This is a genomic window from Streptomyces sp. NPDC026417, from assembly GCF_055567695.1.
This window is the reverse complement of record NZ_JBVHPY010000007.1, coordinates 1-22,276: the sequence shown is the minus strand read 5'-3', so window position 1 is coordinate 22,276 and position 22,276 is coordinate 1. Positions and strand designations below refer to the sequence as shown.

The following is a 22,276-nucleotide window of genomic DNA, read 5'->3' as shown; positions in this document are numbered from 1 at the left end:
CCGGCCTCAGGGCCGGGGGCTTCTTCATGTGGAGCGGACGACGAGGCTCGAACTCGCGACCTCAACCTTGGCAAGGTTGCGCTCTACCAACTGAGCTACGTCCGCACTGCGCCGTGGCGCGACAGCTACTATACCCAACCTTTTCGGTGCCCGGGACGCACCGTCGCACGCAGGTTCGCCCCCGGAACGGCCGACGCGCATCCCGTACGTTCCGGGCATGACGAAAGGCCCCGGTCGTGGACCGGGGCCTTTCATGTGGAGCGAACGACGAGGTTCGAACTCGCGACCTCAACCTTGGCAAGGTTGCGCTCTACCAACTGAGCTACGTTCGCATTGCCTCCGACCGGCTTTCACCGATCGGCGCGGGCACCACCTTACCTGATCCACAAGAGTGGTGGGTAAGCGATGCAGAGCGGGTGACAGGAATTGCACACTGCGCCTTCCCCCTGGAAGGGGGATGTTCTACTACTGAACTACACCCGCGCGGCCTCGTGAGCTGCGGCCTTTCGGCCTTGCCCGTCGGCGTGCTCCAGACTCTAGCTGACCAGCAGGGGGGCAGCGCAAGTCGGCTGCCCCCAGGGCCGGCTGACGGGCCCTTGCCGCACCCCCCGAGCGAGGCGGAGAGCCCGGGCCCCCGAACGGGCGCGGCCTCAGTGGGCCTCGGCGAAGGCGTCGTAGACCTTCTTCGGGATCCGGCCGCGCGGCGGCACGTCCAGCTTGTTGGAGCGCGCCCAGGCGCGGACGGCGGCCGGGTCGGGCGTCAACGCGGTGTGCGTGTACGCCTTGCCGGACCTGGCGCGCTTGCGGCCGGCCTCGACGTAGGGGGCGAGCACCTTACGCAGTTTCTTGGCATTGGCTGGATTGAGGTCGATCTCGTACGACTTGCCGTCGAGTCCGAAGGCGATCGTCTCCGCCGCTTCCGAGCCGTCGATGTCGTCAAAGAGAGTGACCACGACACGCTGCGCCACGAATATCGGTCCCTTCGTGCGACTCCTCCGCGATCACGCGCCATGACGTGCACAGACGTCGTGAAGTAGGCGGAGAGATGTCGACTGTCCGGCTGTTATTGGGCAAAGTATCGGCTATTGCCAATTCCTTTGTACAGTGCCCGGCATTGCATTGTGAAGCCCGACTAAATCCCCCCGCGTGTCCAGAGGCAATGGGGTGCCGCCGCTCTTCTGCGGTTTTTCCCAGGATTTTCCGTGGTCGCCCTCGCGTCGATGCGTGATCGTGATCGGGCTCACGTAGGATTCTACGAATCTACGCGAGTAGAAATTTTGTGCGGGTAGTCTGAAGCGACCTGCTCAGCACCACACACCGGGAGTGCCAGTGGCACGCGTCGTAGTCGACGTCATGCTCAAGCCGGAGATCCTCGACCCCCAGGGCCAGGCGGTGCAGCGTGCACTGCCGCGCCTCGGTTTCGACGGTGTCTCCGACGTACGTCAGGGAAAGCGATTCGAACTCGAAGTGGACGGACCGGTGGACGACGCCGCTCTCGCCCGCATCCACGAACTCGCGGAATCCTTCCTCGCCAACACCGTGATCGAGGACTTCACCGTGAAGGTGGAGGAAGAGAAGTGACCGCTCGTATTGGAGTCGTCACCTTTCCGGGCAGCCTCGACGACCGGGACACGCAGCGTGCGATCCGGCTCGCCGGTGCCGAGCCCGTCGCCCTCTGGCACAAGGACAAGGACCTCAAGCAGGTCGACGCCGTGGTGCTGTGCGGCGGTTTCTCGTACGGCGACTATCTGCGGGCCGGCGCCATCGCCCGCTTCTCGCCGGTGATGGAGCCCCTGATCGAGCAGGCGAAGTCGGGAATGCCGGTCCTCGGCATCTGCAACGGCTTCCAGATCCTCACCGAGGCGCACCTGCTGCCGGGCGCCATGCTCGGCAACGACCACCTGCACTTCATCTGCCGTGACCAGAAGCTGCGGGTGGAGAACGCGGACACCTCCTGGACCACCGACTACGAGTCCGGCCAGGAGATCCACATCCCGCTGAAGAACATGGACGGGCGGTACGTCGCCGACGAGCGCACGCTCGACCAGCTGGAGGCCGAGGGCCGGGTCGCGTTCCGCTACGTCGACTTCAACCCGAACGGCTCGCTGCGGGACATCGCCGGGATCACCAACGAGGCCGGGAACGTGGTCGGCCTCATGCCGCACCCCGAGCACGCCGTCGAGCCCCTCATCGGGTCCGGTCGCACCGACGGTCTCCCCTTCTTCACCTCGATCCTCAAGAAGCTGGTCAACGCATGAGCCGCACGCCTCTGGACACGGTCGAGAACGCGGCCGCTACCCCTGACGTCGAGCTGCCCTGGGCCGAACTTGGCCTGAAGAAGGACGAGTACGAGCGGGTCGTGGAGATCCTCGGCCGCCGGCCCACCGGCGCCGAGCTCGCCATGTACTCGGTCATGTGGTCCGAGCACTGCTCGTACAAGTCCTCCAAGGTCCACCTGCGCCAGTTCGGCGAGAAGGCCCCGCAGTCCGACGCGCTGCTCGTCGGCATCGGCGAGAACGCCGGCGTCGTCGACGTCGGCCAGGGCTATGCCGTCACCTTCAAGGTCGAATCGCACAACCACCCCTCGTACGTCGAGCCCTACCAGGGCGCGGCCACGGGTGTCGGCGGCATCGTGCGCGACATCATCGCGATGGGCGCCCGCCCGGTCGCGGTCGTGGACCCCCTCCGCTTCGGTGCGGCGGACCACCCCGACACCAAGCGCGTCCTGCCCGGCGTCGTCGCCGGCATCGGCGGCTACGGCAACTGCCTGGGCCTGCCCAACATCGGCGGCGAGGTCGTCTTCGACGCCTGCTACCAGGGCAACCCGCTGGTCAACGCCGGTGCCATCGGCGTGATGAAGCACGAGGACATCCACCTCGCGAAGGCGTCCGGCGCCGGCAACAAGGTCATCCTCTACGGGGCCCGTACCGGCGGTGACGGCATCGGCGGCGCCTCGATCCTGGCCTCGGAGACCTTCGACGACGCGAAGCCGTCGAAGCGGCCCGCCGTCCAGGTCGGCGACCCCTTCCAGGAGAAGCTCCTCATCGAGTGCACCCTGGAGGCCTTCGCCGAGAAGCTGGTCGTCGGCATCCAGGACCTCGGCGCGGCCGGCCTGTCCTGCGCCACCTCCGAGCTGGCCTCGAACGGCTCGGGCGGCATGCGGGTCACCCTGGACGACGTACCGCTGCGCGACTCCACGCTCTCGCCCGAGGAGATCCTCATGAGCGAGTCGCAGGAGCGGATGTGCGCCGTGGTCGAGCCGGAGAAGGTCGACCGCTTCCTGGAGATCTGCGACAAGTGGGACGTCATCGCGACGGTCATCGGTGAGGTCACCGACGGCGACCGCCTGGAGATCTACTGGCACGGCGGCAAGATCGTCGACGTCGACCCGCGCACGGTCGCGCACGACGGCCCGGTCTACGAGCGCCCCTACGCCCGCCCGTCCTGGCAGGACGCCCTCCAGGCCGACGACGCGAACAAGCTGCCCCGCCCGGCGACGAGCGAGGAGCTGAAGGACCAGGTCCTGCGGCTCGTCTCCTCCCCGAACCAGGCCTCCAAGTCCTGGATCACCTCCCAGTACGACCACTTCGTGCAGGGCAACACCGTGCTGGCGCAGCCCGAGGACTCGGGCATGATCCGCATCGACGAGGAGACCGGCCTCGGCGTCGCCATCGCCACCGACGGCAACGGCCGCTTCGCCAAGCTCGACCCGTACACGGGCGCGCAGCTCGCGCTGGCCGAGGCGTACCGCAACGTGGCGACGACCGGCGCCAAGCCGCTGGCCGTCTCCGACTGCCTCAACTTCGGCTCGCCCGAGGACCCCGCGGTCATGTGGCAGTTCGCCGAGGCGATCCGCGGACTCGCCGACGGCTGCCAGCAGCTGGGCACCCCGGTGACCGGCGGCAACGTCTCGCTCTACAACCAGACGGGCGAGGCGGCCATCCACCCGACGCCGGTCGTCGCCGTGCTCGGTGTCATCGACGACGTCGCCCGCCGCACCCCGGTCGCCTTCCAGGAAGAGGGCCAGCTCCTCTACCTGCTCGGCGACACCCGCGAGGAGTTCGGCGGCTCGGCCTGGTCCCAGGTCGTCCACGACCACCTGGGCGGGCTTCCGCCGCAGGTCGACCTGGAGCGCGAGCGGCTGCTCGGCGAGATCCTCATCTCGGCGTCCCGCGACGGCATGATCGACTCCGCGCACGACCTGTCCGACGGCGGTCTGATCCAGGCCGTGGTCGAGTCGGCGCTGCAGGGGAACAAGGGCGCGCGGCTGATCGTGCCCGACGGTCTCGACGCGTTCACCCTGCTGTTCTCGGAGTCGGCGGGCCGCGCGGTCGTCGCCGTCCCGCGCTCGGAAGAGGTCCGCTTCAACGACATGTGCGGTGCGCGGGGTCTGCCCGTCACCCGTATCGGCGTCGTCGACGGGGACGCGGTCGAGGTCCAGGGCGAGTTCGCCCTCTCCCTGGACGAGCTGCGCTCGGCCCACGAGGCCACGATCCCGGCGCTGCTGGCGTAGCCGCCCGCCGTCCGCGGCGGCTTGCCGCCGCACGTGCGTGAAGGCCCCGCCCGGTCTGCTTCCGGGCGGGGCCTTCGGCTGTGGTGCGGACACCGCGAGGTCCCCGGAGCGAGCGCCGCGCTCCCCGCCCGGCCCCGGGCCGGAGGACGGTGGGAACTCCCGGTCCGCGCGGCCGCCCAGGATCTAGGCTGAGGATCATGCCACCGGCCAGGAAACGCACCCGCACGTACGACCCCGCCAAGATCCGCGCCGCCGTCTCGGCCCAGTTCCGGAACGTACGGGACGCCGTACGCGGCCTCGACGACGAGCAGTTGGCGCGGCCGTCGGGACTCGGCGACTGGACCGTGCGCGACCTGGCCGTCCACGTCGCCATGACCGTGGAGTCCGTCAGCCTCGCCCTTGACCGGGACGAACCGGCCCGGGCGGAACTCTCCCTGATCGACATGCTGTCCGTCAGCGCCGGGTTCGCGGAGGCCATCGCCGACGGCGTACGGCAGCTCGCCGCCCGCACCCCGGACCTCGACGCACTGTTCGCCCGCACCGAGGAGCGCCTCGCCGACCGCCTGGCCGCCGCCCCCGCGGGCCGCGTCGTCGACATCCGCGCGGGTGCCATGACGCTCGCCGACCACCTGGTCACCCGTACCGTCGAACTCGTCGTGCACACCGACGACCTCAACCGCGCCCTGCCCGGCCTCGACATCCCCTGCGACCGCCAGGCCCTCGCCGCCTGCACCCGCCTGCTCGCGGACGCCCTCGCGGTGAAGGCGCCGGGAGCGTCGACCGAGGTGCGCGTCCCGCCGTACGCCGTCGTGCAGTGCGTGCCGGGCCCCCGGCACACCCGCGGCACCCCGCCGAACGTCGTCGAGACCGATCCGCTGACCTGGATCAGGCTCGCGACGGGGCGGACCACCTGGCACACCGCCCTGGCCGAGGCCAGGGTCAGTGCGAGCGGCGAGCGGGCGGACCTCTCGGGACTGCTGCCCCTGATGAGCTGACCCGTCGTCGGTCGACGCTCCCGGCCGGTGCCGCGGCGGGGAACCGATCACCCCACCCGCCCCGTCACACCGGCATGTACAGGCAGCGACTGACCCTCACCGCACTGACACTGCTCCCGCTCGCCGTGGCCTGTGGCAACGAGACAGGCAGCGGCTCGGTCGGCCCGGACCCGGAAACCGCCGTCGCCGGCACCCACTGGACGATCGACGACGTCACGGTGGACGGCACGACCCGTACCGCACCCTCCGGGGCGCACCTGCGGATCGGCCACGACGGCCGGGTCCGGGGCGACTACGGCTGCAACCACTTCACCGCACGGGCCGCCTTCAAGGGCGACCGCATCGACCTCGGCAGGACGACGTCGACCGAGATGGCCTGCGAGAAGGGCGCGATGAAGTTCGAGGACACCCTGGCCCGCACCCTCGCCGACGGCGCCCTCACCCCCCGGGCCGAGGGCGACCGGCTCACCCTCACCACCGGGGACGGGGACCGCGTCCGCCTCACCAGGGAGAAGGACGCGCCCCTCCACGGCACGACGTGGCGGGTCACCAGGCTCGGGGACGGTGACACCGCGCAGCCCCTGCCGAAGGCCGCCCGGGACAAGGTCCGCCTCACCCTGGACCGGAAACACGGCACGTTCGGCGGCCGGCTCGGATGCAACAGGGGCGGCGCCGACGCCACCGTCCGCGACGGACATATCACCCTCGGCACCCCCACCACCACCAAAATGATGTGCGACGGCTCACTCATGGCCACCGAGGAGAGCCTCCTCGCGCTCTTCGACGGACGGGTCGCGTACCGGATCGACCACCGCACCCTCACTCTGACCAGCGAAAACGGCGCGAGCGTGACGGCCGTCGCCGCCAAGTGACGCACGGTGGGCCGCCGTACCCAATTCGGACCAGTACTCGATCTCGCCTACACTCGGAGGCGTGCCACGTGGTGACGGTCGACTCAATCATGATCTGCTCCCCGGTGAGAAAGGCCCCCAGGACGCTTGCGGCGTCTTCGGTGTCTGGGCTCCGGGCGAAGAGGTCGCCAAGCTCACTTACTTCGGGCTCTACGCCCTTCAGCATCGAGGTCAGGAATCCGCGGGGATCGCGGTCAGCAACGGCTCCCAGATCCTCGTCTTCAAGGACATGGGCCTCGTGTCCCAGGTCTTCGACGAGACCTCTCTCGGTTCGCTCCAAGGTCACATCGCGGTCGGTCACGCCCGCTACTCGACCACCGGTGCCTCCGTCTGGGAGAACGCCCAGCCGACGTTCCGTGCCACCGCGCACGGCTCGATCGCGCTCGGCCACAACGGCAACCTGGTCAACACGGCGCAGCTCGCCGAGATGGTCGCCGACCTCCCCAAGCAGGACGGCCGGACCACTCGTGTCGCGGCCACCAACGACACCGACCTCCTGACGGCGCTCCTCGCGGCCCAGGTGGACGACGACGGCAAGCCGCTGACCATCGAGGAGGCGTCCGCCAGGATCCTCCCGCAGGTCAAGGGCGCCTTCAGCCTCGTCTTCATGGACGAGCACACCCTGTACGCGGCCCGCGACCCGCAGGGCATCCGCCCGCTGGTCCTCGGCCGCCTGGAGCGCGGCTGGGTGGTGGCCTCCGAGTCCGCCGCCCTGGACATCTGCGGCGCCGCCTACGTCCGTGAGATCGAGCCGGGCGAGTTCGTCGCCATCGACGAGAACGGCCTGCGGACCTCGCGATTCGCGGAGGCAAAGCCCAAGGGCTGTGTCTTCGAGTACGTGTATCTGGCCCGTCCCGACACGGACATCGCCGGCCGGAACGTCTATCTCTCGCGCGTCGAGATGGGCCGGAAACTCGCCAAGGAAGCTCCGGTCGACGCGGATCTCGTCATAGCGACTCCGGAGTCCGGGACGCCCGCCGCGATCGGTTACGCGGAGGCCTCCGGCATTCCCTTCGGTGCGGGTCTCGTGAAGAACGCCTATGTCGGGCGGACCTTCATCCAGCCCTCGCAGACGATCCGCCAGCTCGGCATCCGGCTGAAGCTGAACCCGCTCAAGGAAGTCATCAAGGGCAAGCGCCTGGTCGTCGTCGACGACTCGATCGTGCGCGGCAACACCCAGCGTGCCCTGGTCCGCATGCTCCGTGAGGCGGGCGCCGCCGAGGTCCACATCCGGATCTCCTCGCCGCCCGTGAAGTGGCCCTGCTTCTTCGGCATCGACTTCGCCACCCGCGCCGAGCTGATCGCCAACGGCATGTCGATCGACGAGATCGGCACGTCCCTGGGCGCCGACTCCCTCTCCTACATCTCCATCGACGGCATGATCGAGGCGACCACCATCGCCAAGCCGAACCTCTGCCGCGCCTGCTTCGACGGCGAGTACCCGATGGATCTGCCCGACCCGGAACTGCTGGGCAAGCAGCTTCTGGAGACCGAGCTCGCGGCGGGTCCCGCCGCGACGGCCGCGGCCGACGCGATCCGTCGCCCGTAAGACTCCGCAGCACTACAGCTGTACGACACGAAAGTTCTCACAGCCATGTCTGAGACCACAGGTGCCAGCTACGCAGCCGCGGGCGTCGACATCGAGGCGGGCGACCGCGCCGTCGAGCTGATGAAGGAGTGGGTGAAGAAGACGCAGCGCCCCGAGGTCCTCGGCGGCCTCGGCGGATTCGCCGGCCTCTTCGACGCCTCCGCCCTCAAGCGCTTCGAGCGCCCGCTGCTCGCCTCCGCCACGGACGGCGTCGGCACGAAGGTCGACCTCGCCCGGCAGCTCGGCGTGTACGACACCATCGGCCACGACCTCGTCGCGATGGTCATGGACGACATCGTGGTGTGCGGCGCCGAGCCGCTCTTCATGACGGACTACATCTGCGTCGGCAAGGTCCACCCGGAGCGGGTCGCCGCCATCGTGAAGGGCATCGCCGAGGGCTGTGTCCTCGCCGGCTGCGCCCTGGTGGGCGGCGAGACGGCCGAGCACCCCGGTCTGCTCGGTCCGGACGACTTCGACGTCGCCGGCGCGGGCACGGGCGTGGTCGAGGCGGACCGGCTGCTCGGCGCCGATCGCATCCGTAAGGGTGACGCGGTGATCGCCATGGCGGCCTCCGGCCTTCACTCGAACGGGTACTCGCTGGTCCGGCACGTGCTCTTCGAGCGCGGGAACCTGAGCCTCGACCAGCGCATCGAGGAGTTCGGCCGGACGCTCGGCGAGGAGCTTCTGGAGCCCACCAAGATCTACTCGCTGGACTGCCTGGCGCTCACCCGCACCACCGAGGTGCACGCCTTCTCGCACATCACGGGCGGCGGTCTCGCGGCCAACCTGGCGCGGGTCGTCCCGGACGGCCTGCACGCGATCGTGGACCGCGAGACCTGGACCCCGGCCCCGGTCTTCGACCTGGTCGGCCGGACGGGCCAGGTGGAGCGGCTGGAGCTGGAGAAGACGCTGAACATGGGCGTCGGCATGATCGCGGTCGTCCCGGGCGAGTCGGCGGACGTCGCTCTCGCCACCCTCGCGGACCGGGGCGTGGACGCCTGGATCGCGGGCGAGATCACCGACCGCGGCGAGCACCCGACGGGCGCGGCGCTCGTGGGTGACTACGCGAGCTGAGGCAAGGCCGGGACAGCACTGAACCCGGTCCGGCGCTGTGGCCCCGGACCGGGTGAAGTGCAGTGCTGAGAGTTCCTACGAAGTGCCGTGGAACCTGCTGAGCCCGCTTAAGCGCTACGCGCCACGACGGTGCGACTGGGGGCCGGACTGGTCGTCCTCGTCCTCGTCGTCGTCGTTGTAGAGATCCGCGTACTGGGCGTACGGGTCGTCTTCCTCGTCGTCGTCCTCGAACGGCTCGCCATTCGGCGGCTGGCTCGAAGTCGAAGCGCCCAGCTCATTGGCCAGGCGCGAGAGGTCAGTCCCGCCGCTGCTGTACTTCAGCTGGCGGGCGACCTTCGTCTGCTTGGCCTTTGCCCGGCCGCGCCCCATGGCTCGACCCCCTCGGATACGGGGCTCGGTGGCCCCAGAGTCTTGACACGCGTTCATGATCTGGAACGGGCTCTCCGTGGAGAGACCGGTCCGTAGGGCTTCCACGGTACCTGAGCCCGCGGCCATACGGTACGTCGCCCGCAGGACGCGCCTTCGCCCAGAACCCGCGAGGTGCCCTGTCCCCGCTGGTCAACGGCGATTTTAACCTCTTCTGGGCGCCCGACCCGCCGACGGACGTGAGAGTTCTCTCGAAGAACGCGTCGGCGGGTCCCTGACAAGCGGCTCCGCGTGTCAGCGGCCGCGTGCCTCGGCGATGCGCTGCTCGGCGATCCGGTCGGCCGCGGCGGCCGGCGGAATGCCATCGGTCTTCGCACGTGCGAATATTCCGAGCGTGGTGTCGAAGATCTTCGTCGCCTTCGCCTTGCACCGGTCGAAGTCGAAGCCGTGGAGCTCGTCGGCGACCTGGATGACCCCGCCGGCGTTCACCACGTAGTCGGGGGCGTAGAGGATCCCGCGGTCCGCGAGGTCCTTCTCCACTCCCGGGTGGGCGAGCTGGTTGTTGGCGGCGCCGCAGACCACCTTCGCGGTGAGCACCGGCACGGACTGGTCGTCCAGCGCTCCGCCCAGCGCGCACGGGGCGTAGATGTCGAGCCCCTCGACCCTGATCAGGGCCTCGGTGTCCGGCACGGCCCGCACGGACGGGTGCCGGTGGACGATCCGGCCCACCGCGTCCTCCCGCACGTCGGTGATGACGACCTCGGCGCCGTCCTCCAGCAGGTGCTCCACCAGGTGGTGGCCGACCTTGCCGACGCCGGCGATGCCGACCCTGCGCCCGCGCAGCGTCGGGTCGCCCCACAGGTGCTGGGCGCTGGCCCGCATGCCCTGGTAGACGCCGAACGCGGTCAGCACGGAGGAGTCGCCCGCACCGCCGTTCTCCGGGGAGCGGCCGGTGGTCCAGCGGCACTCGCGCGCCACGACGTCCATGTCGGCGACGTAGGTGCCCACGTCGCACGCGGTGACGTAGCGGCCGCCGAGGGAGGCCACGAAGCGGCCGTACGCGAGGAGCAGGTCCTCGGTCTTGATCCGGTCGGGGTCACCGATGATGACGGCCTTGCCTCCGCCGTGGTCGAGACCGGCCATGGCGTTCTTGTACGACATCCCGCGCGAGAGGTTCAGGGCGTCGGCGACGGCCTCCGCCTCGTTCGCGTAGGGGTAGAAGCGCGTACCGCCCAGGGCGGGGCCCAGAGCGGTGGAGTGGATGGCGATGACGGCCTTGAGGCCGGTGGCCCGGTCCTGGCACAGCACGACTTGCTCGTGGCCCCCCTGATCCGACTGGAACAGGGTGTGCAGGACGCCGTTGGTTACGTCGGTCACGGTGGTGACTCCCAGCTACGTAGCGGCGGTTGGAGGCGGTGCCCGTGCGGGTGGCGGGCTTCCGTTGGCATGAGATTAGAGCCTGGGCCCGGCCGCCATCCGCGCAGTGTTCAGGATCACCCTCTCCCGGAGTACGTTCCCTCACGGCCGTGGGACGATTTGAGTGTTTTCCGGGTCGCTCGCGCGCGGGTCGAGCGGCTTTCGCGCCCGGGTTTCGCGTCCGGTCCGTTGGGGAGGGAGCAGGCGTGCCCAAGGTGTCCTCGGTGATCGTCCCGTACGCGTCCTATCTGCGTGTGTACGAACCGCTGGACGCCTTCGCGGAGCCGGAGCGCGGCCACTGGGCCCGTTACGCCCGGCGCCCGGACCGCCCCTCGTACCAGGACGAACTGCGCCGGTCCCTCGCCGATTTGCTGCCGGTCCCGCCGGTTCCGGTGCCCGTGCACGAGAGCGGGGACGCCTTCGTCGCGGAGGTCGACGGGGTGCTCTGCGTCTGTCCCTGGCGCACGCGGCTGCGCGGCTGGCAGGCCCTGGGCGAGCTGGCCGAGGACTTCCCGGCGCCGGTCCTGGACGCGCTGCTGCCCCCGCTCGTGCGCCACCAGGCCACGCAGGACTACGAGCGCTGGCTGGCCCGCAACCCCGACGCCCGCCCGTGGATCCGCACCTCGACGTGGCAGGTGCCGCTGAACTGGTTCGTGCTGGTCTCCGACGAGGAGCGGGAGTACGACAAGGGCTCGGGGGAGTCGGGACAGGAGCCGCCGCTGCTGCGCTACCGGACGCCGATGGTGCAGGCCAGGCGACGGGTGGCGCGGGCGCTGCGGACGCTGAAGGACGCCATCGACCAAGGACCGCTGATCGACGGACTGCTGGACGTCGGCCGGTGGCTGGAGGAGTTCCACCCCCGGTCGCTCGTCGAGCTGGACTACGGCGGTCTCGTGCACGTGCTGCCGGCCGGGGAGCTGGAGGGCGACCACTCGGCGGCCGACGTCGCCGAGGGCATCGAGGCGCTGCGGACCGGTGACGGGGTCACCGCGGGCGAGGCGTACGGCCGGCTCGTGGAGCGCTGGCGCGCGGTCCGGGACCGGCGCTCGGCGAACTGAGGGGCTGACAGAAGCCCGCCGTCGTGGTGGACTGAGCACCCTTGGCCCAGGGTTCACAACCGCCCCCCGGCTCTCTCCTGACGCAGCGGAGTCCTCCTGGTACGGGACGTAGGTCCCGATACGGGCTTTTGCCGTAAGCGTGACGGACCGCACTTACTTGACCCTTGCGCCGCTTGCCCCTCCTCATGCCAAAATAGGACAAGGAGTCCGGGGAGGACTCCGTCCGTCCGACTTTGGGTGGAATCTCAGCATTGCACGCTATGGGGGGTCTGGTGTCCCCTGATCACCCCTGTGACTGATCGTCACAGGGGTGTGACTGTCCGCTATGGCATGGTCCATCGGCTTCCGTCGCTGATGAACACCTGGGAGGGCAATTCCATCGGTTTGGCCGACGCGGCTGGACAGATGGTGTAGTTGTAGTGCCGAGGACAAGCCGTTCGTCCTATAACCGACTCGACTCGCGTCCGCCATTTCGGGCAACGCGGGTCAAGGTGCAGAATTTAGAGGAAAGAACCGAGAAGGTTCGGTTCTCCCGAGGAGGCCGCTCATGACCGCTCGCACCCCTGATGCCGAGCCGCTGCTGACCCCGGCTGAGGTTGCCACCATGTTCCGTGTCGACCCCAAGACGGTCACGCGGTGGGCGAAGGCCGGCAAGCTCACGTCGATCCGCACGCTCGGCGGGCATCGCCGCTACCGCGAGGCGGAGGTCCGCGCATTGCTCGCGGGCATCCCCCAGCAGCGCAGCGAGGCCTGAACAACCGCATAGCCGGGCATGTCGGCAGGTCCCCCAACCTGTCGGACGCCCGGGCAACAGCTCCAAGCGACGCGGGTTCCGCCCCAACGGAGCCCACGCCCCAGCTGAACAAGCATGCGTCAAGGGTGTGTCGTCGATCGCGCTGGACTCCGCCGGGTCCAGCGCGATCTTTTTTTATGCCCTGGTTCCTCCCGGGATGGGCTCTGGATGTGCCCTGCTTCTGACCGGGATGTGCGCTGAACGGACCGACTGTGAGCACCCTTGTCGGAGTCTGGGGAGGGCTGTCGGAACTCCTGTGGGGCACCTCTGGGACCGGTGCAATGGCACATATAAAATTGACCAGTTGTAGGCGGGGCGTAAGTACCGCCGTTCTGAAAACTTATGCGGTGACACCCGTCACACGTCGGGGTTCTTGTTGCCCCTGTGAGGTCTGCGCTAGGGGGGAATGCGTGCCGGCGTGGCGCCGGCCCGGCGCGGCACGGGTCAGGCCGGGGAAGGGCTCTCGTCCTCGGCGGCCCCTTCGGGGCTCTCCTCGCCGTGCGGGGCGGGTTCCATGGCCAGGCGCAGGAGTTGATGGCAGATCGGGCAGTGTCGCGTCAGGTGGCGGTACCGGGTCGCGGCGGACAGATGGGCCCGCAGCAGGGCCCGCGTCTCGTGCCTGGCGGTCGCTGCCATACGCCACCTCCGAGAGGTCGAGGGCCCTGGTTTCTGGGTACCGGCGGATCGAGGCGGCGTCAAGACGCCCTCGGGCGCCCGGGGTTGCCGGAAGGGCCCCCCGGGTCCGGGGGGCGGGCACACGCACGAGAGCCCGGGTCCGAAGACCCGGGCTCTCGATTTCATGCGGTCCTGACGGGATTTGAACCCGCGGCCTCCACCTTGACAGGGTGGCGAGCACTCCAAACTGCTCCACAGGACCAGGTTTCGCAGTCACTTTCCTTCGCTGTGCTGCGAGAAGGACTGTACAGGAGGGTGAGCCCGGTGGTCGAACTCACCCACCGTACGGGCGCGATTACGGGACGGCCGCGTCGATCGCCTTCACGATCCGCTTGTCGGAGACGGGGTACGCCGTGCCCAGCGCATGCGCGAAGTAGCTGACCCGCAACTCCTCCAGCATCCAGCGGATGTCCAGGACCTGCTGGGGGACCGGGCGGCCCTGGGGCAGCTGCTCCAGCAACCACGCGTACTCGTCCTGCATCTCGTGGACCTTCTCCATGCGGGTGGTGTCCCGCTGGACGCCGGTCGGCATCTGCTGCAGGCGCCGGTCGGCGGCCACCAGGTAGCGCATCAGGTCCGGGAGGCGGCGCAGACCGGTCTGCGTCACGAAACCGGGCTTCACGAGGGCGTCCAGCTGCGTCCGTACGTCCGCCAGGTTGGCGAGCAGCGCGGTGCTCCTGGTGCCCTTCAGGCGGCGCTCACAGGCCTGCCAGGCGGCCAGCACCTGCTGCACCTGGCCGACCGTGCGGACGGTGGTGTCCACGATCTCGGCGCGCACCCGGTCGTACAGCTTCCGGTACGACTCCTCGTCCCAGGCGGGACCGCCGAAGTCGCCGATCAGCTTGTCCGCCGCGGCCATCGCGCAGTCGTCGAAGAGGGCCTGGACGGTGCCGTGCGGATTGGCGGAGAGCGCGAGCTTCTGGGCGTTCGTCAGCTTGTCCGAGGCGAACTTGGCCGGATTCACCGGGATGTTGCGCAGGATCAGGCGCCGGGTGCCCTTCCACATGGCCTCCTGCTGCTCCGCCTCGGTGTCGAAGAGGCGCACGGAGACGGTGTCCCCGTCGTCGACGAGCGCGGGATAGGCCTTCACCGGCTGTCCCGCGCGCCGCGTCTCGAAAACGCGGGCCAGCGAGCCGATGGTCCAGTCCGTGAGGCCGGAGCGCTCCAGGGACTGGCCGCCCTCGCGCTCGGCGGTGGCCGCCGCGGCCTGGGAGATCGCCTTGCGCGCCTTCGGCTTCAGCCGGACCTGGAGGGCCTCCAGGTCCTTGTCCTCGGCCAGCTTGCGGCGCCTTTCGTCGACGATCCGGAACGTGATCTTGAGGTGGTCCGGGACGCGGGACCAGTCGAAGTCGTCGGCGGTGAGCGGGACGCCCACCATGCGCTTGAGCTCGCGGGCCATCGTCGTCGTCAGGGGCTCCTGGAGGGGGACCGCCTGCTCCAGGAACCGCCCGGCGAAGTTGGGGGCCGGCACGTAGTTCCGGCGGATCGGCTTCGGCAGGGACCGGATCAGCTCGGTCACGACCTCCTCCCGCAGTCCCGGGATCTGCCAGTCGAAGCCCTCGTCCGTGACCTGGTTGAGGACCTGGAGCGGGATGTGGACGGTCACGCCGTCCGCGTCCGCACCCGGCTCGAACTGGTAGGTGACCCGGAACTTGAGCCGCCCCTGGCGCCACGAGTCCGGATAGTCGTCCTTGCTGACGTCGCCGGCGCGCTCGTTGATGAGCATCGAGCGCTCGAAGTCGAGGAACTCCGGCTCCTCGTGGCGCTTGTGCTTCCACCACGAGTCGAAGTGCGCGCCCGACACGACGTGTTCGGGCACCCGCTGGTCGTAGAAGTCGAAAAGAGTCTCGTCGTCGACCAGGATGTCCCGGCGCCGCGCCCGGTGCTCCAGCTCCTCGACCTCGGTGAGGAGCTTGCGGTTGTCGGCGAAGAACTTGTGGTGCGTGCGCCAGTCGCCCTCGACGAGGGCGTTGCGGATGAACAGCTCGCGGGAGGCCTCGGGGTCGATGCGCCCGTAGTTCACCTTGCGCTGCGCGACGATCGGGACGCCGTACAGCGTGACCTTCTCGTACGCCATCACCGCGGCCTGGTCCTTCTCCCAGTGCGGTTCGCTGTACGTGCGCTTGAGGAGGTGCCCGGCCAGCGGCTCCACCCACTCCGGCTCGATCTTCGCGTTGACCCGCGCCCAGAGACGGGACGTCTCGACCAGTTCGGCGGACATCACGAACCGCGGGGGCTTCTTGAAGAGCGCCGACCCCGGGAAGATCGCGAACTTGGCGTTGCGGGCGCCCAGGTACTCGTTCCTGCCGGTGCTCCGGCCGCTCTCGCCGCCGGTCTCCTTCACGTCCTTCATGCCGACGTGGGAGAGCAGGCCGGCGAGCAGCGAGACGTGGACGCTCTGGTCGGCGGCGTCGTCCTCGTTCGGCTGGATGCCCATCTGCTTGGCGACCGTGCGCAGCTGGCTGTAGATGTCCTGCCACTCGCGGATGCGCAGGAAGTTCAGGTACTCCTGTTTGCACATGCGGCGGAACGAGGACGAGCCCCGCTCCTTCTGCTGCTCGCGCACGTACCGCCACAGGTTGAGGAACGCGAGGAAGTCGCTGGTCTCGTCCTTGAAGCGGGCGTGCTGCTGGTCGGCCTGGGCCTGCTTGTCCGCGGGCCGCTCGCGCGGGTCCTGGATGGAGAGCGCGGCGGCGATCACCATCACCTCGCGCACGCAGCCGTTCCGGTCGGCCTCCAGGACCATCCGGGCCAGCCGGGGGTCCACGGGCAGCTGGGCGAGCTTGCGGCCGGTCTCGGTGAGCCGCTTGCGCGGGTCCTTCTGGGCCGGGTCGAGAGCGCCCAGCTCCTGCAGCAGCTGCACGCCGTCCCGGATGTTGCGGTGGTCCGGCGGGTCGATGAAGGGGAACTTCTCGATGTCGCCGAGGCCGGCCGCGGTCATCTGGAGGATGACGGAGGCGAGGTTCGTCCGCAGGATCTCCGCGTCCGTGAACTCCGGGCGGGAGAGGAAGTCGTCCTCGCTGTAGAGCCGGATGCAGATGCCGTCGCTGGTGCGGCCGCAGCGGCCCTTGCGCTGGTTGGCGCTGGCCTGCGAGACCGGCTCGATGGGCAGGCGCTGCACCTTCGTGCGGTGGCTGTAGCGCGAGATGCGGGCCGTGCCGGGGTCGATGACGTACTTGATGCCCGGGACGGTGAGGGAGGTCTCGGCGACGTTGGTCGCCAGAACGATCCTGCGCCCGGTGTGCTGCTGGAAGACGCGGTGCTGCTCGGCGTGCGAGAGGCGCGCGTAGAGAGGGAGGACCTCGGTGAAGCGGTAGTTCTTCTTGGTGAGCGCGTCGGCGGTGTCCCGGATCTCCCGCTCACCGGAGAGGAAGACGAGGATGTCTCCCTTGCCCTCCGCCATCAGTTCCTCGACGGCGTCGGTGATCGCGGTGATCTGGTCGCGGTCGGCGTCGTCGGAGTCCTCCTCCAGGAGGGGGCGGTAGCGGACCTCCACCGGATACGTGCGTCCGCTGACCTCGACGATCGGGGCGTCTCCGAAGTGCCGGGAGAAGCGCTCCGGGTCGATGGTGGCGGAGGTGATGACGACCTTGAGGTCCGGCCGCTTGGGCAGGAGCTGCGCCAGGTAGCCGAGCAGGAAGTCGATGTTCAGCGACCGCTCGTGGGCCTCGTCGATGATGATCGTGTCGTACGCGCGCAGTTCGCGGTCCGTCTGGATCTCGGCGAGCAGGATGCCGTCCGTCATGAGCTTGACGAAGGTGCCGTCCGGATTCACCTGGTCGGTGAAGCGGACCTTCCAGCCGACGGCCTCGCCGAGGGGCGTGCCGAGCTCGTCGGCGACGCGCTCGGCGACGGTGCGGGCGGCGATCCGGCGGGGCTGCGTGTGCCCGATCATGCCGCGGACGCCGCGGCCGAGTTCCATACAGATCTTCGGGATCTGCGTCGTCTTGCCGGAGCCGGTCTCGCCGGCGACGATCACGACCTGATGGTCCCGGATGGCCGCCGCGATCGCGTCCTTCTCCTGGCTGACCGGGAGCTGCTCGGGATAGGTGACGGCCGGGACGCGGCTGCGGCGCTCGGCCATGCGGGTCTCGGCCCGGGTGACCTCCGCGTCGATCTCGGCGAGCACGGCGGACCGGGCCTCGGGCTTGCGGATCTTGCGCGCGCCTTCGAGCCTGCGCCCGAGCCGGTGCGCGTCGCGCAGGGACAGCTCGGCCAGGCGGGCGGCGAGATCGCCGAGAACGGGGGCAGGGTGCGTAGACATACGCGATCCAGGATCTCACCTCGGCGAAAAGACTGGCGAACGCTTTTGCGCGGGCCCCGCCGGACCAGGCAAGGCGGATGAATATTCCCTTACGCTGAGAAATATCCTTTATGCGCCTTTAGCGTGGCCGTATGTCCGAGATGCCGCACGGTGCCCACGGCAGAGCACCCACCCGGGGCGAACGCTGGGCGTCCTTCAAGGAGTCCCCCTTCCTGCCCGCTTCCGTCCTGGTGCTGATCCTCGCCGCTGCGGCCGGCCTCTTCGCGGGCTCGTACACCTACTCCATGGCGAATCCGACGCCGCGCCATGTGCCGACGGCGGTGATCGGGGCCTACGAGCAAGGGCGGGGGAAGGCGTTCATCGACGGCATGGAGAAGGCGCTCGCCGCCTCCCTGAAGATCCACCCCTACGACAGCCGGGCGGCGGCCGTCGAGGCGGTGGACGACCAGGAGGTCTTCGCCGTCCTGGAGGTGAAGGACGCGGGAGACCGCGTCACCCTGGACGTCTCCGGGGCATCCGGGGCTTCGGTCGCGGAGATCCTCGCGGAGGCGGCACCGGCCGTCGGCAGGGAGACCGGGACCGCGGTCACCGTCCGGGACATCAAGCCCCTCCAGGAGGGCGACCCCCGCGGACTCGCGATCTTCTACGTCTCCCTGGCGGCCGTGATCATCGGATTCGTCGGGGCCATCCAGCTCAGCGTGCACGCCAAGGGGCTGAACCCGCTGGAGCGCATCGCGTTCACCCTCGTGTACGCCCTGCTCGGCGGGTTCGTGATCGCCGCGGTGGTGGACTGGCTCCTGGGGGCGCTGGATCTGCCGTTCGTGGAGTCCTGGCTGATCCTCGCCCTGACGATGTTCGCCTCCGGCATGGTCTTCACGATGTTCAACACCCTCTTCGGACGCTGGGCGATGCTGCCCACCTGGGGGCTGATGGTCCTGCTCGGCAACCCGTCGTCGGGCGGCGCGGTGTCCTGGCCCCTGCTGCCGTCCCCGCTCGGCGTCATCGGCCGGTGGCTGCCCCCGGGCGGCTCGGTCAACGCCCAGCACACGGCGGTGTACTTCGCCGGCCACCAGCACGTCTTCCCGTTCCTGGTGCTCGCCGGCTGGGCCCTGGTCTCCTGCGCGGTGTTCTGGACCTGGCGCCACCGGCACCCGGGCGGCCGGGCGACGGGACCGGCGCACGCGGCCTGAACGGGCCCCGGCCCGACGCGCGTACGACGAAGGCCCCGTCCTGGCGGACGGGGCCTTCGGGTGGTGGCTGGGGCCGGGGTCGAACCGGCGACCTATCGCTTTTCAGGCGATCGCTCGTACCAACTGAGCTACCCAGCCACGAGATTCCTTGCGGAATCTCAGCGGTCCTGACGGGATTTGAACCCGCGGCCTCCACCTTGACAGGGTGGCGAGCACTCCAAACTGCTCCACAGGACCAAGCTTTGTGTGCGGCTGCGTAAGACAGTGTCGCACACGGTTTTGCGTGCCCCCAACGGGATTCGAACCCGTGCTACCGCCTTGAAAGGGCGGCGTCCTAGGCCGCTAGACGATGAGGGCTATCGGCCCGCCTGGGCGCTTCTCAGCGCGTCGGGGACGTGAGAAGCATATGGGATGGCGGGAGGTATCGCCAAAACGGTTTCCCGCGGGGTTCCGCGGGCGTGGGGCCGCCGTCGTCCGGCGGGCTCAGGGGGCCGATTCCGTGGGGCTGGGGGACCGGGGCGCGCCCGGCCGGTTCTCCTCCGGCAGATGGCGGCTGACCTCCGCCGTCGTCAGACCGAGACCGCCCAGCGCGATCTCGTCCCAGGCCTGCAGGTGGCGGGTGTCGCGGTCCAGATAGAGCACCGAGGCCTCGATCGGGTCCGGGTACCTGCCCTCCACGGCCCGCAGGCCGCTGCCGCCCGTGGAGCCCTCGACGCGGAGCCGGGTGCCGTACTTCATGACCTCCATCTCCTCGTGGTGCACGTGGCCGGCGAGCACGAGCGGCACGTCGCCGTCCGTCTGGCGGGCGGCGTCCGGGTTGTGGGCGACGGCGATGTCGACCGGGGTGCCCGCCGTCTTCTGGTCGACGAGGGCCGAGGCCAGGCGCCAGCCCGCCATCCGTTCCGCCGCGTCGCCGCCCGCGCGCACCGCCCGGTCGGGGGTGAACTGCGGGTCGCCGATCCCGGCGAAGCGCAGCCCGGCCACGGAGACCGCCCTTCCGTCGTCGAGGACGTGCACGTTCTTCATCCGCTCCAGATACCGCTGGGTGTCCGCGGAGTCGTGGTTGCCGCGCACCCAGACGTACGGGGCGCCGAGGTCCGGGATCGGGTCCAGGAAGCCGTTCTCGGCCGCCGATCCGTGGTCCATGGTGTCGCCGGAGTCGACGATCACATCGATGTCGTACTGCTTCACCAGCGAGGCGATGATCTTCCAGCTCGCCGGGTTGAGGTGGATGTCGGAGACGTGCAGGACCCGGATCGTGGCGGGGTCCGGTTCGTAGGCCGGAAGGGTCGACGTGGCGTCGTACAGCTTCGTCACGTTCGTCACCAGGCGCGCCAACTCCTTCTGGTAGACGTCGAATTCGGTCACGATGCTGCGGGCGTCGCCGACGACGGAGGGTGCCGAGGAGAGCAGTCCGGAGAACTTCGGCTCCAGGACCGACTTGGGGTTCCAGGTGGCGTAGGCCGTCGCGCCGGACGCGGCCAGGAGCGCCAGTGCGAGGCCGCCGGCGGCCAGCGCGCGGCGGGGGCGGCGGTAGACCGCGAGGCCCAGTGCCGTGGCGCCCGAGACGACGGCGATGCAGGAGCGGACGGCCAGGTCGAGGGTGCCGTGCTCGACGTCCCGCGTGACCTCGTCCTGGAGGCCGGAGAGCCGCTCGGGGTGGTCCACGAGGGCCTGGGAGCGGACCGGGTCGAGCTGGTCGACGTCCACGTCCAGGCGGATCGGGGCCTGGTGGCTGCGGAGTTCCAGCGCGCCGAGCGGCGAGATGTTGATCTTCGTGCCGCCGGTGAGGGAGGGGCGCAGCGTCATCGTCGTGTCCATCGGGCCGACCGGGGCGCGGACGTTGCCGACGATCAGCAGGCCCAGCCAGGCGCCCAGCAGGACGACGGCTATGAGGCCGAGAGCACGGGTGTAGGGGTGCGGTTGCTGGACCAGTTCGACCACCGGCCGGCCGCGGCCGGAGCGGTAGTGCCGGAGCAGGGCGCGGGGTGCGTTCCGGACGGGGGCGAGGGTGCGGGTCAGGGCGCTGGTGAGCGTGCGGAGGCGGTGCGGGGTGGTGGCGGCGCTGGCCATTGGTGCCGTATGCCCAGGGGCGGCGGGGGATATGCGGGGGCGGGTCCGCGGCGGGCTTTCGCGCCGGCTCTCCTGTCGGGGCCCCGTACCGGACAATGGCCGTGTGCTGGAGATGACGCGCGAGGAGTTCGAGGAACTGGTGTCCGAGGCGTTGGACCGGATTCCGCCGGAGCTGACGCGGCTGATGGACAACGTGGCGGTGTTCGTCGAGGACGAACCGCCCGCCGACGACCCCGGGCTGCTCGGGCTGTACGAGGGCACGCCGCTGACCGACCGCGGCGAGTGGTACGCCGGGGTGCTGCCGGACCGGATCACGATCTACCGGGGGCCGACGCTGCGGATGTGCGACACGCGTGAGGACGTGGTCGCGGAGACCGAGGTGACCGTCGTCCACGAGATCGCGCATCACTTCGGGATCGACGACGCGCGGCTGCATGCGTTGGGGTACGGGTGAGCTCCCGGTGACGTGAGCGGCCGTCCGGACTCGTGTGCTTCGTCCTCACCGTTCGCTGTGGCTCGTTCGGCTGTGCGGGTGCGGGTGCGGGTGCGGGTGCGGGTGCCGGTGCGCTTGGCCTGATGGGGCGGGTGGCTCGTGGGGGCGCGTGTCCTCGGGCGGGCGCGGGGAGTTGGGCAGGTGGACTCCCGACCCGCCCCCGGAGGTGGCTGCCCGTGCGCGCCTTGTACGTACCTGTCCGTCTGGCCGCCACGGTCGTCGCCGTCGCCGCGGCGGCCGGTTGCATGAGCGTGGGCGACGACGGGGCCGGGCCCGGGCCGTCGCACTCCGCGGGGCAGCGGGGCGGGGAGGAGCCGGGCGGGGACTCGGCGGGGTCCGGTGGTGCGGCGGGGTTCCCCCGGGGGTCCGGGGGGCGGGGCGGCCCGGGCGAGCCGGGGGGTTCCGCGTCGGGAAAGGCGTCCTCGTCCGCGTCCGCGTCGGGGGGCAGGTCCGCGAAGCCCTCCGCCGAGGTGACGTCGAAGGACGGCAAGGGGGGCAAGGGGGGTTCCGGCGGTACGGGGGGTGGGCCGGGGGAGCCTCGGCCCACGAAGGGGGAGCCGAGTCCTACGCGTACGGGGGAACCGACTCCTACGGAGACGGCGCAACCGTCCGCGGATCCGACCGCCGAGCCGTCGTCCTCGGCGCATGAGCAGACCACGCAACTGGTGCAGCGGGAGCCGGCGCCTCGGGCGGGGGTGGGGTTCTCGGGGGCGTCTTGAGGTGGGCGTGGTGCGGGGTCGGTGCGGGTGCGGGTGCGCTGCGGGTGGTGGGTGGGTCGGGGCCGTGCCGGTACATCCGCCCGTCGCTGGTCGGGCACCTCCGTCCGTCACCAGCGTTCCTCGGTGGGGTGTGGCCCCGTCTCGACGG

Annotated in this window: 17 protein-coding genes and 7 tRNA genes; 11 read left to right on the top strand and 13 right to left on the bottom strand. The window is 70.0% G+C overall.

The genetic code is table 11. The features are described 5' to 3' along the window. Positions 1-29: 29 nt before the first annotated feature. The 4 genes from ACZ4NT_RS13070 to ACZ4NT_RS13055 all read right to left on the bottom strand — a co-directional run bounded on the left by ACZ4NT_RS13070 (position 30) and on the right by ACZ4NT_RS13055 (position 968). A tRNA-Gly gene (locus ACZ4NT_RS13070) sits at positions 30-105 on the bottom strand. Positions 106-256: 151 nt separating this feature from the next. Then, a tRNA-Gly gene (locus ACZ4NT_RS13065) sits at positions 257-332 on the bottom strand. 79 nt (positions 333-411) lie between these two features. Continuing rightward, positions 412-483 (bottom strand) — tRNA-Gly (locus ACZ4NT_RS13060). 167 nt (positions 484-650) lie between these two features. Further along, positions 651-968: a histone-like nucleoid-structuring protein Lsr2 gene (locus tag ACZ4NT_RS13055; protein ID WP_121404866.1), complete on the bottom strand. Its 318-nt coding sequence runs from the start codon at positions 966-968 to the stop codon at positions 651-653. Positions 969-1,329: 361 nt separating this feature from the next. On the opposite strand from ACZ4NT_RS13055, the gene purS reads away from it, so the two are divergent. The 7 genes from purS (at position 1,330) to purM (ending at position 9,081) form a co-directional block, all read left to right on the top strand. After that, positions 1,330-1,581 carry a phosphoribosylformylglycinamidine synthase subunit PurS gene (gene purS / locus ACZ4NT_RS13050; protein WP_121404865.1) on the top strand — a complete coding sequence of 84 codons (252 nt, stop codon included), beginning with the start codon at positions 1,330-1,332 and terminating at the stop codon, positions 1,579-1,581. Next, positions 1,578-2,258 carry a phosphoribosylformylglycinamidine synthase subunit PurQ gene (gene purQ, locus ACZ4NT_RS13045; protein ID WP_121404864.1) on the top strand — a complete coding sequence of 227 codons (681 nt, stop codon included), beginning with the start codon at positions 1,578-1,580 and terminating at the stop codon, positions 2,256-2,258. The genes purS and purQ overlap by 4 nt, the downstream gene beginning before the upstream one ends. Then, positions 2,255-4,513: a phosphoribosylformylglycinamidine synthase subunit PurL gene (gene purL / locus ACZ4NT_RS13040; RefSeq protein WP_121404863.1), complete on the top strand. Its 2,259-nt coding sequence runs from the start codon at positions 2,255-2,257 to the stop codon at positions 4,511-4,513. Before purQ ends, purL begins: the two co-directional genes overlap by 4 nt. Before the next feature lie 197 nt (positions 4,514-4,710). After that, positions 4,711-5,508: a maleylpyruvate isomerase family mycothiol-dependent enzyme gene (locus tag ACZ4NT_RS13035; RefSeq protein ID WP_121404862.1), complete on the top strand. Its 798-nt coding sequence runs from the start codon at positions 4,711-4,713 to the stop codon at positions 5,506-5,508. A 74-nt stretch (positions 5,509-5,582) separates the two neighbouring features. Next, the gene (locus ACZ4NT_RS13030) at positions 5,583-6,380 is read left to right on the top strand and encodes an META domain-containing protein (RefSeq protein WP_467725213.1); all 798 of its coding nucleotides are present in this window, start codon (positions 5,583-5,585) and stop codon (positions 6,378-6,380) included. Positions 6,381-6,441: 61 nt separating this feature from the next. Continuing rightward, positions 6,442-7,968 carry an amidophosphoribosyltransferase gene (gene purF / locus ACZ4NT_RS13025; RefSeq protein ID WP_121404860.1) on the top strand — a complete coding sequence of 509 codons (1,527 nt, stop codon included), beginning with the start codon at positions 6,442-6,444 and terminating at the stop codon, positions 7,966-7,968. A gap of 45 nt (positions 7,969-8,013) precedes the next feature. Further along, positions 8,014-9,081, top strand: a complete 1,068-nt coding sequence (gene purM, locus ACZ4NT_RS13020) for a phosphoribosylformylglycinamidine cyclo-ligase (RefSeq protein WP_121404859.1) — start codon at positions 8,014-8,016, stop codon at positions 9,079-9,081. Positions 9,082-9,195: 114 nt separating this feature from the next. Here purM and ACZ4NT_RS13015 read toward each other — a convergent pair whose 3' ends face one another. Together ACZ4NT_RS13015 and ACZ4NT_RS13010 are read right to left on the bottom strand one after the other, a co-directional pair. Continuing rightward, positions 9,196-9,450 (bottom strand): DUF3073 domain-containing protein, encoded by a 255-nt coding sequence (locus ACZ4NT_RS13015; protein WP_121404858.1) that lies wholly within the window; start codon positions 9,448-9,450, stop codon positions 9,196-9,198. 291 nt (positions 9,451-9,741) lie between these two features. Next, on the bottom strand, positions 9,742-10,824 hold the full coding sequence (locus ACZ4NT_RS13010; protein WP_121404857.1) for a Glu/Leu/Phe/Val dehydrogenase dimerization domain-containing protein: 1,083 nt from the start codon (positions 10,822-10,824) through the stop codon (positions 9,742-9,744). 245 nt (positions 10,825-11,069) lie between these two features. Here ACZ4NT_RS13010 and ACZ4NT_RS13005 point away from each other — a divergent pair, with 245 nt between their 5' ends. Both ACZ4NT_RS13005 and bldC read left to right on the top strand, forming a co-directional pair. After that, positions 11,070-11,921 (top strand): DUF8083 family protein, encoded by an 852-nt coding sequence (locus tag ACZ4NT_RS13005; protein WP_467725210.1) that lies wholly within the window; start codon positions 11,070-11,072, stop codon positions 11,919-11,921. A gap of 547 nt (positions 11,922-12,468) precedes the next feature. Further along, positions 12,469-12,675, top strand: coding sequence for a developmental transcriptional regulator BldC (bldC, locus tag ACZ4NT_RS13000; RefSeq protein ID WP_003949541.1), 207 nt, complete (start codon positions 12,469-12,471; stop codon positions 12,673-12,675). Positions 12,676-13,158: 483 nt separating this feature from the next. Here bldC and ACZ4NT_RS12995 read toward each other — a convergent pair whose 3' ends face one another. The 3 genes from ACZ4NT_RS12995 to hrpA all read right to left on the bottom strand — a co-directional run bounded on the left by ACZ4NT_RS12995 (position 13,159) and on the right by hrpA (position 17,653). Continuing rightward, positions 13,159-13,350, bottom strand: a complete 192-nt coding sequence (locus ACZ4NT_RS12995; RefSeq protein WP_121404855.1) for a DUF6274 family protein — start codon at positions 13,348-13,350, stop codon at positions 13,159-13,161. A 166-nt stretch (positions 13,351-13,516) separates the two neighbouring features. Then, positions 13,517-13,591 (bottom strand) — tRNA-Asp (locus ACZ4NT_RS12990). Between the two features lie 93 nt (positions 13,592-13,684). Beyond that, complete coding sequence (gene hrpA / locus ACZ4NT_RS12985) at positions 13,685-17,653, bottom strand: ATP-dependent RNA helicase HrpA (RefSeq protein ID WP_467725208.1); 3,969 nt, start codon at positions 17,651-17,653, stop codon at positions 13,685-13,687. Between the two features lie 140 nt (positions 17,654-17,793). Between hrpA and ACZ4NT_RS12980 the strand changes: the two genes are divergently transcribed. Beyond that, positions 17,794-18,843 (top strand): ABC transporter permease, encoded by a 1,050-nt coding sequence (locus tag ACZ4NT_RS12980; protein ID WP_121406309.1) that lies wholly within the window; start codon positions 17,794-17,796, stop codon positions 18,841-18,843. A 61-nt stretch (positions 18,844-18,904) separates the two neighbouring features. Here the strand turns inward: ACZ4NT_RS12980 and ACZ4NT_RS12975 are convergent. From ACZ4NT_RS12975 to ACZ4NT_RS12960, 4 genes are all read right to left on the bottom strand, one after another. Then, positions 18,905-18,981, bottom strand: a tRNA-Phe gene (locus ACZ4NT_RS12975). 24 nt (positions 18,982-19,005) lie between these two features. After that, positions 19,006-19,080, bottom strand: a tRNA-Asp gene (locus ACZ4NT_RS12970). A gap of 47 nt (positions 19,081-19,127) precedes the next feature. Continuing rightward, a tRNA-Glu gene (locus ACZ4NT_RS12965) sits at positions 19,128-19,200 on the bottom strand. Positions 19,201-19,326: 126 nt separating this feature from the next. Continuing rightward, entirely contained in the window at positions 19,327-20,916 is a 1,590-nt protein-coding gene (locus ACZ4NT_RS12960; RefSeq protein WP_121404853.1) for a metallophosphoesterase, read from the bottom strand. 103 nt (positions 20,917-21,019) lie between these two features. Between ACZ4NT_RS12960 and ACZ4NT_RS12955 the strand changes: the two genes are divergently transcribed. Beyond that, positions 21,020-21,370, top strand: a complete 351-nt coding sequence (locus ACZ4NT_RS12955; protein ID WP_121404852.1) for a metallopeptidase family protein — start codon at positions 21,020-21,022, stop codon at positions 21,368-21,370. The last annotated feature ends 906 nt before the right edge of the window (positions 21,371-22,276 follow it).

Bases quoted from the DNA above. Each gene is read 5' to 3' on its own strand.
- bldC (WP_003949541.1), top strand. From the start codon at position 12,469: ATGACCGCTCGCACCCCTGATGCCGAGCCGCTGCTGACCCCGGCTGAG.
- ACZ4NT_RS13030 (WP_467725213.1), top strand. From the start codon at position 5,583: ATGTACAGGCAGCGACTGACCCTCACCGCACTGACACTGCTCCCGCTC.
- purM (WP_121404859.1), top strand. From the start codon at position 8,014: ATGTCTGAGACCACAGGTGCCAGCTACGCAGCCGCGGGCGTCGACATC.
- hrpA (WP_467725208.1), bottom strand. From the start codon at position 17,653: ATGTCTACGCACCCTGCCCCCGTTCTCGGCGATCTCGCCGCCCGCCTG.
- ACZ4NT_RS12995 (WP_121404855.1), bottom strand. From the start codon at position 13,350: ATGGCAGCGACCGCCAGGCACGAGACGCGGGCCCTGCTGCGGGCCCAT.
- ACZ4NT_RS13015 (WP_121404858.1), bottom strand. From the start codon at position 9,450: ATGGGGCGCGGCCGGGCAAAGGCCAAGCAGACGAAGGTCGCCCGCCAG.
- ACZ4NT_RS12980 (WP_121406309.1), top strand. From the start codon at position 17,794: ATGCCGCACGGTGCCCACGGCAGAGCACCCACCCGGGGCGAACGCTGG.
- ACZ4NT_RS12960 (WP_121404853.1), bottom strand. From the start codon at position 20,916: ATGGCCAGCGCCGCCACCACCCCGCACCGCCTCCGCACGCTCACCAGC.
- purL (WP_121404863.1), top strand. From the start codon at position 2,255: ATGAGCCGCACGCCTCTGGACACGGTCGAGAACGCGGCCGCTACCCCT.
- ACZ4NT_RS13035 (WP_121404862.1), top strand. From the start codon at position 4,711: ATGCCACCGGCCAGGAAACGCACCCGCACGTACGACCCCGCCAAGATC.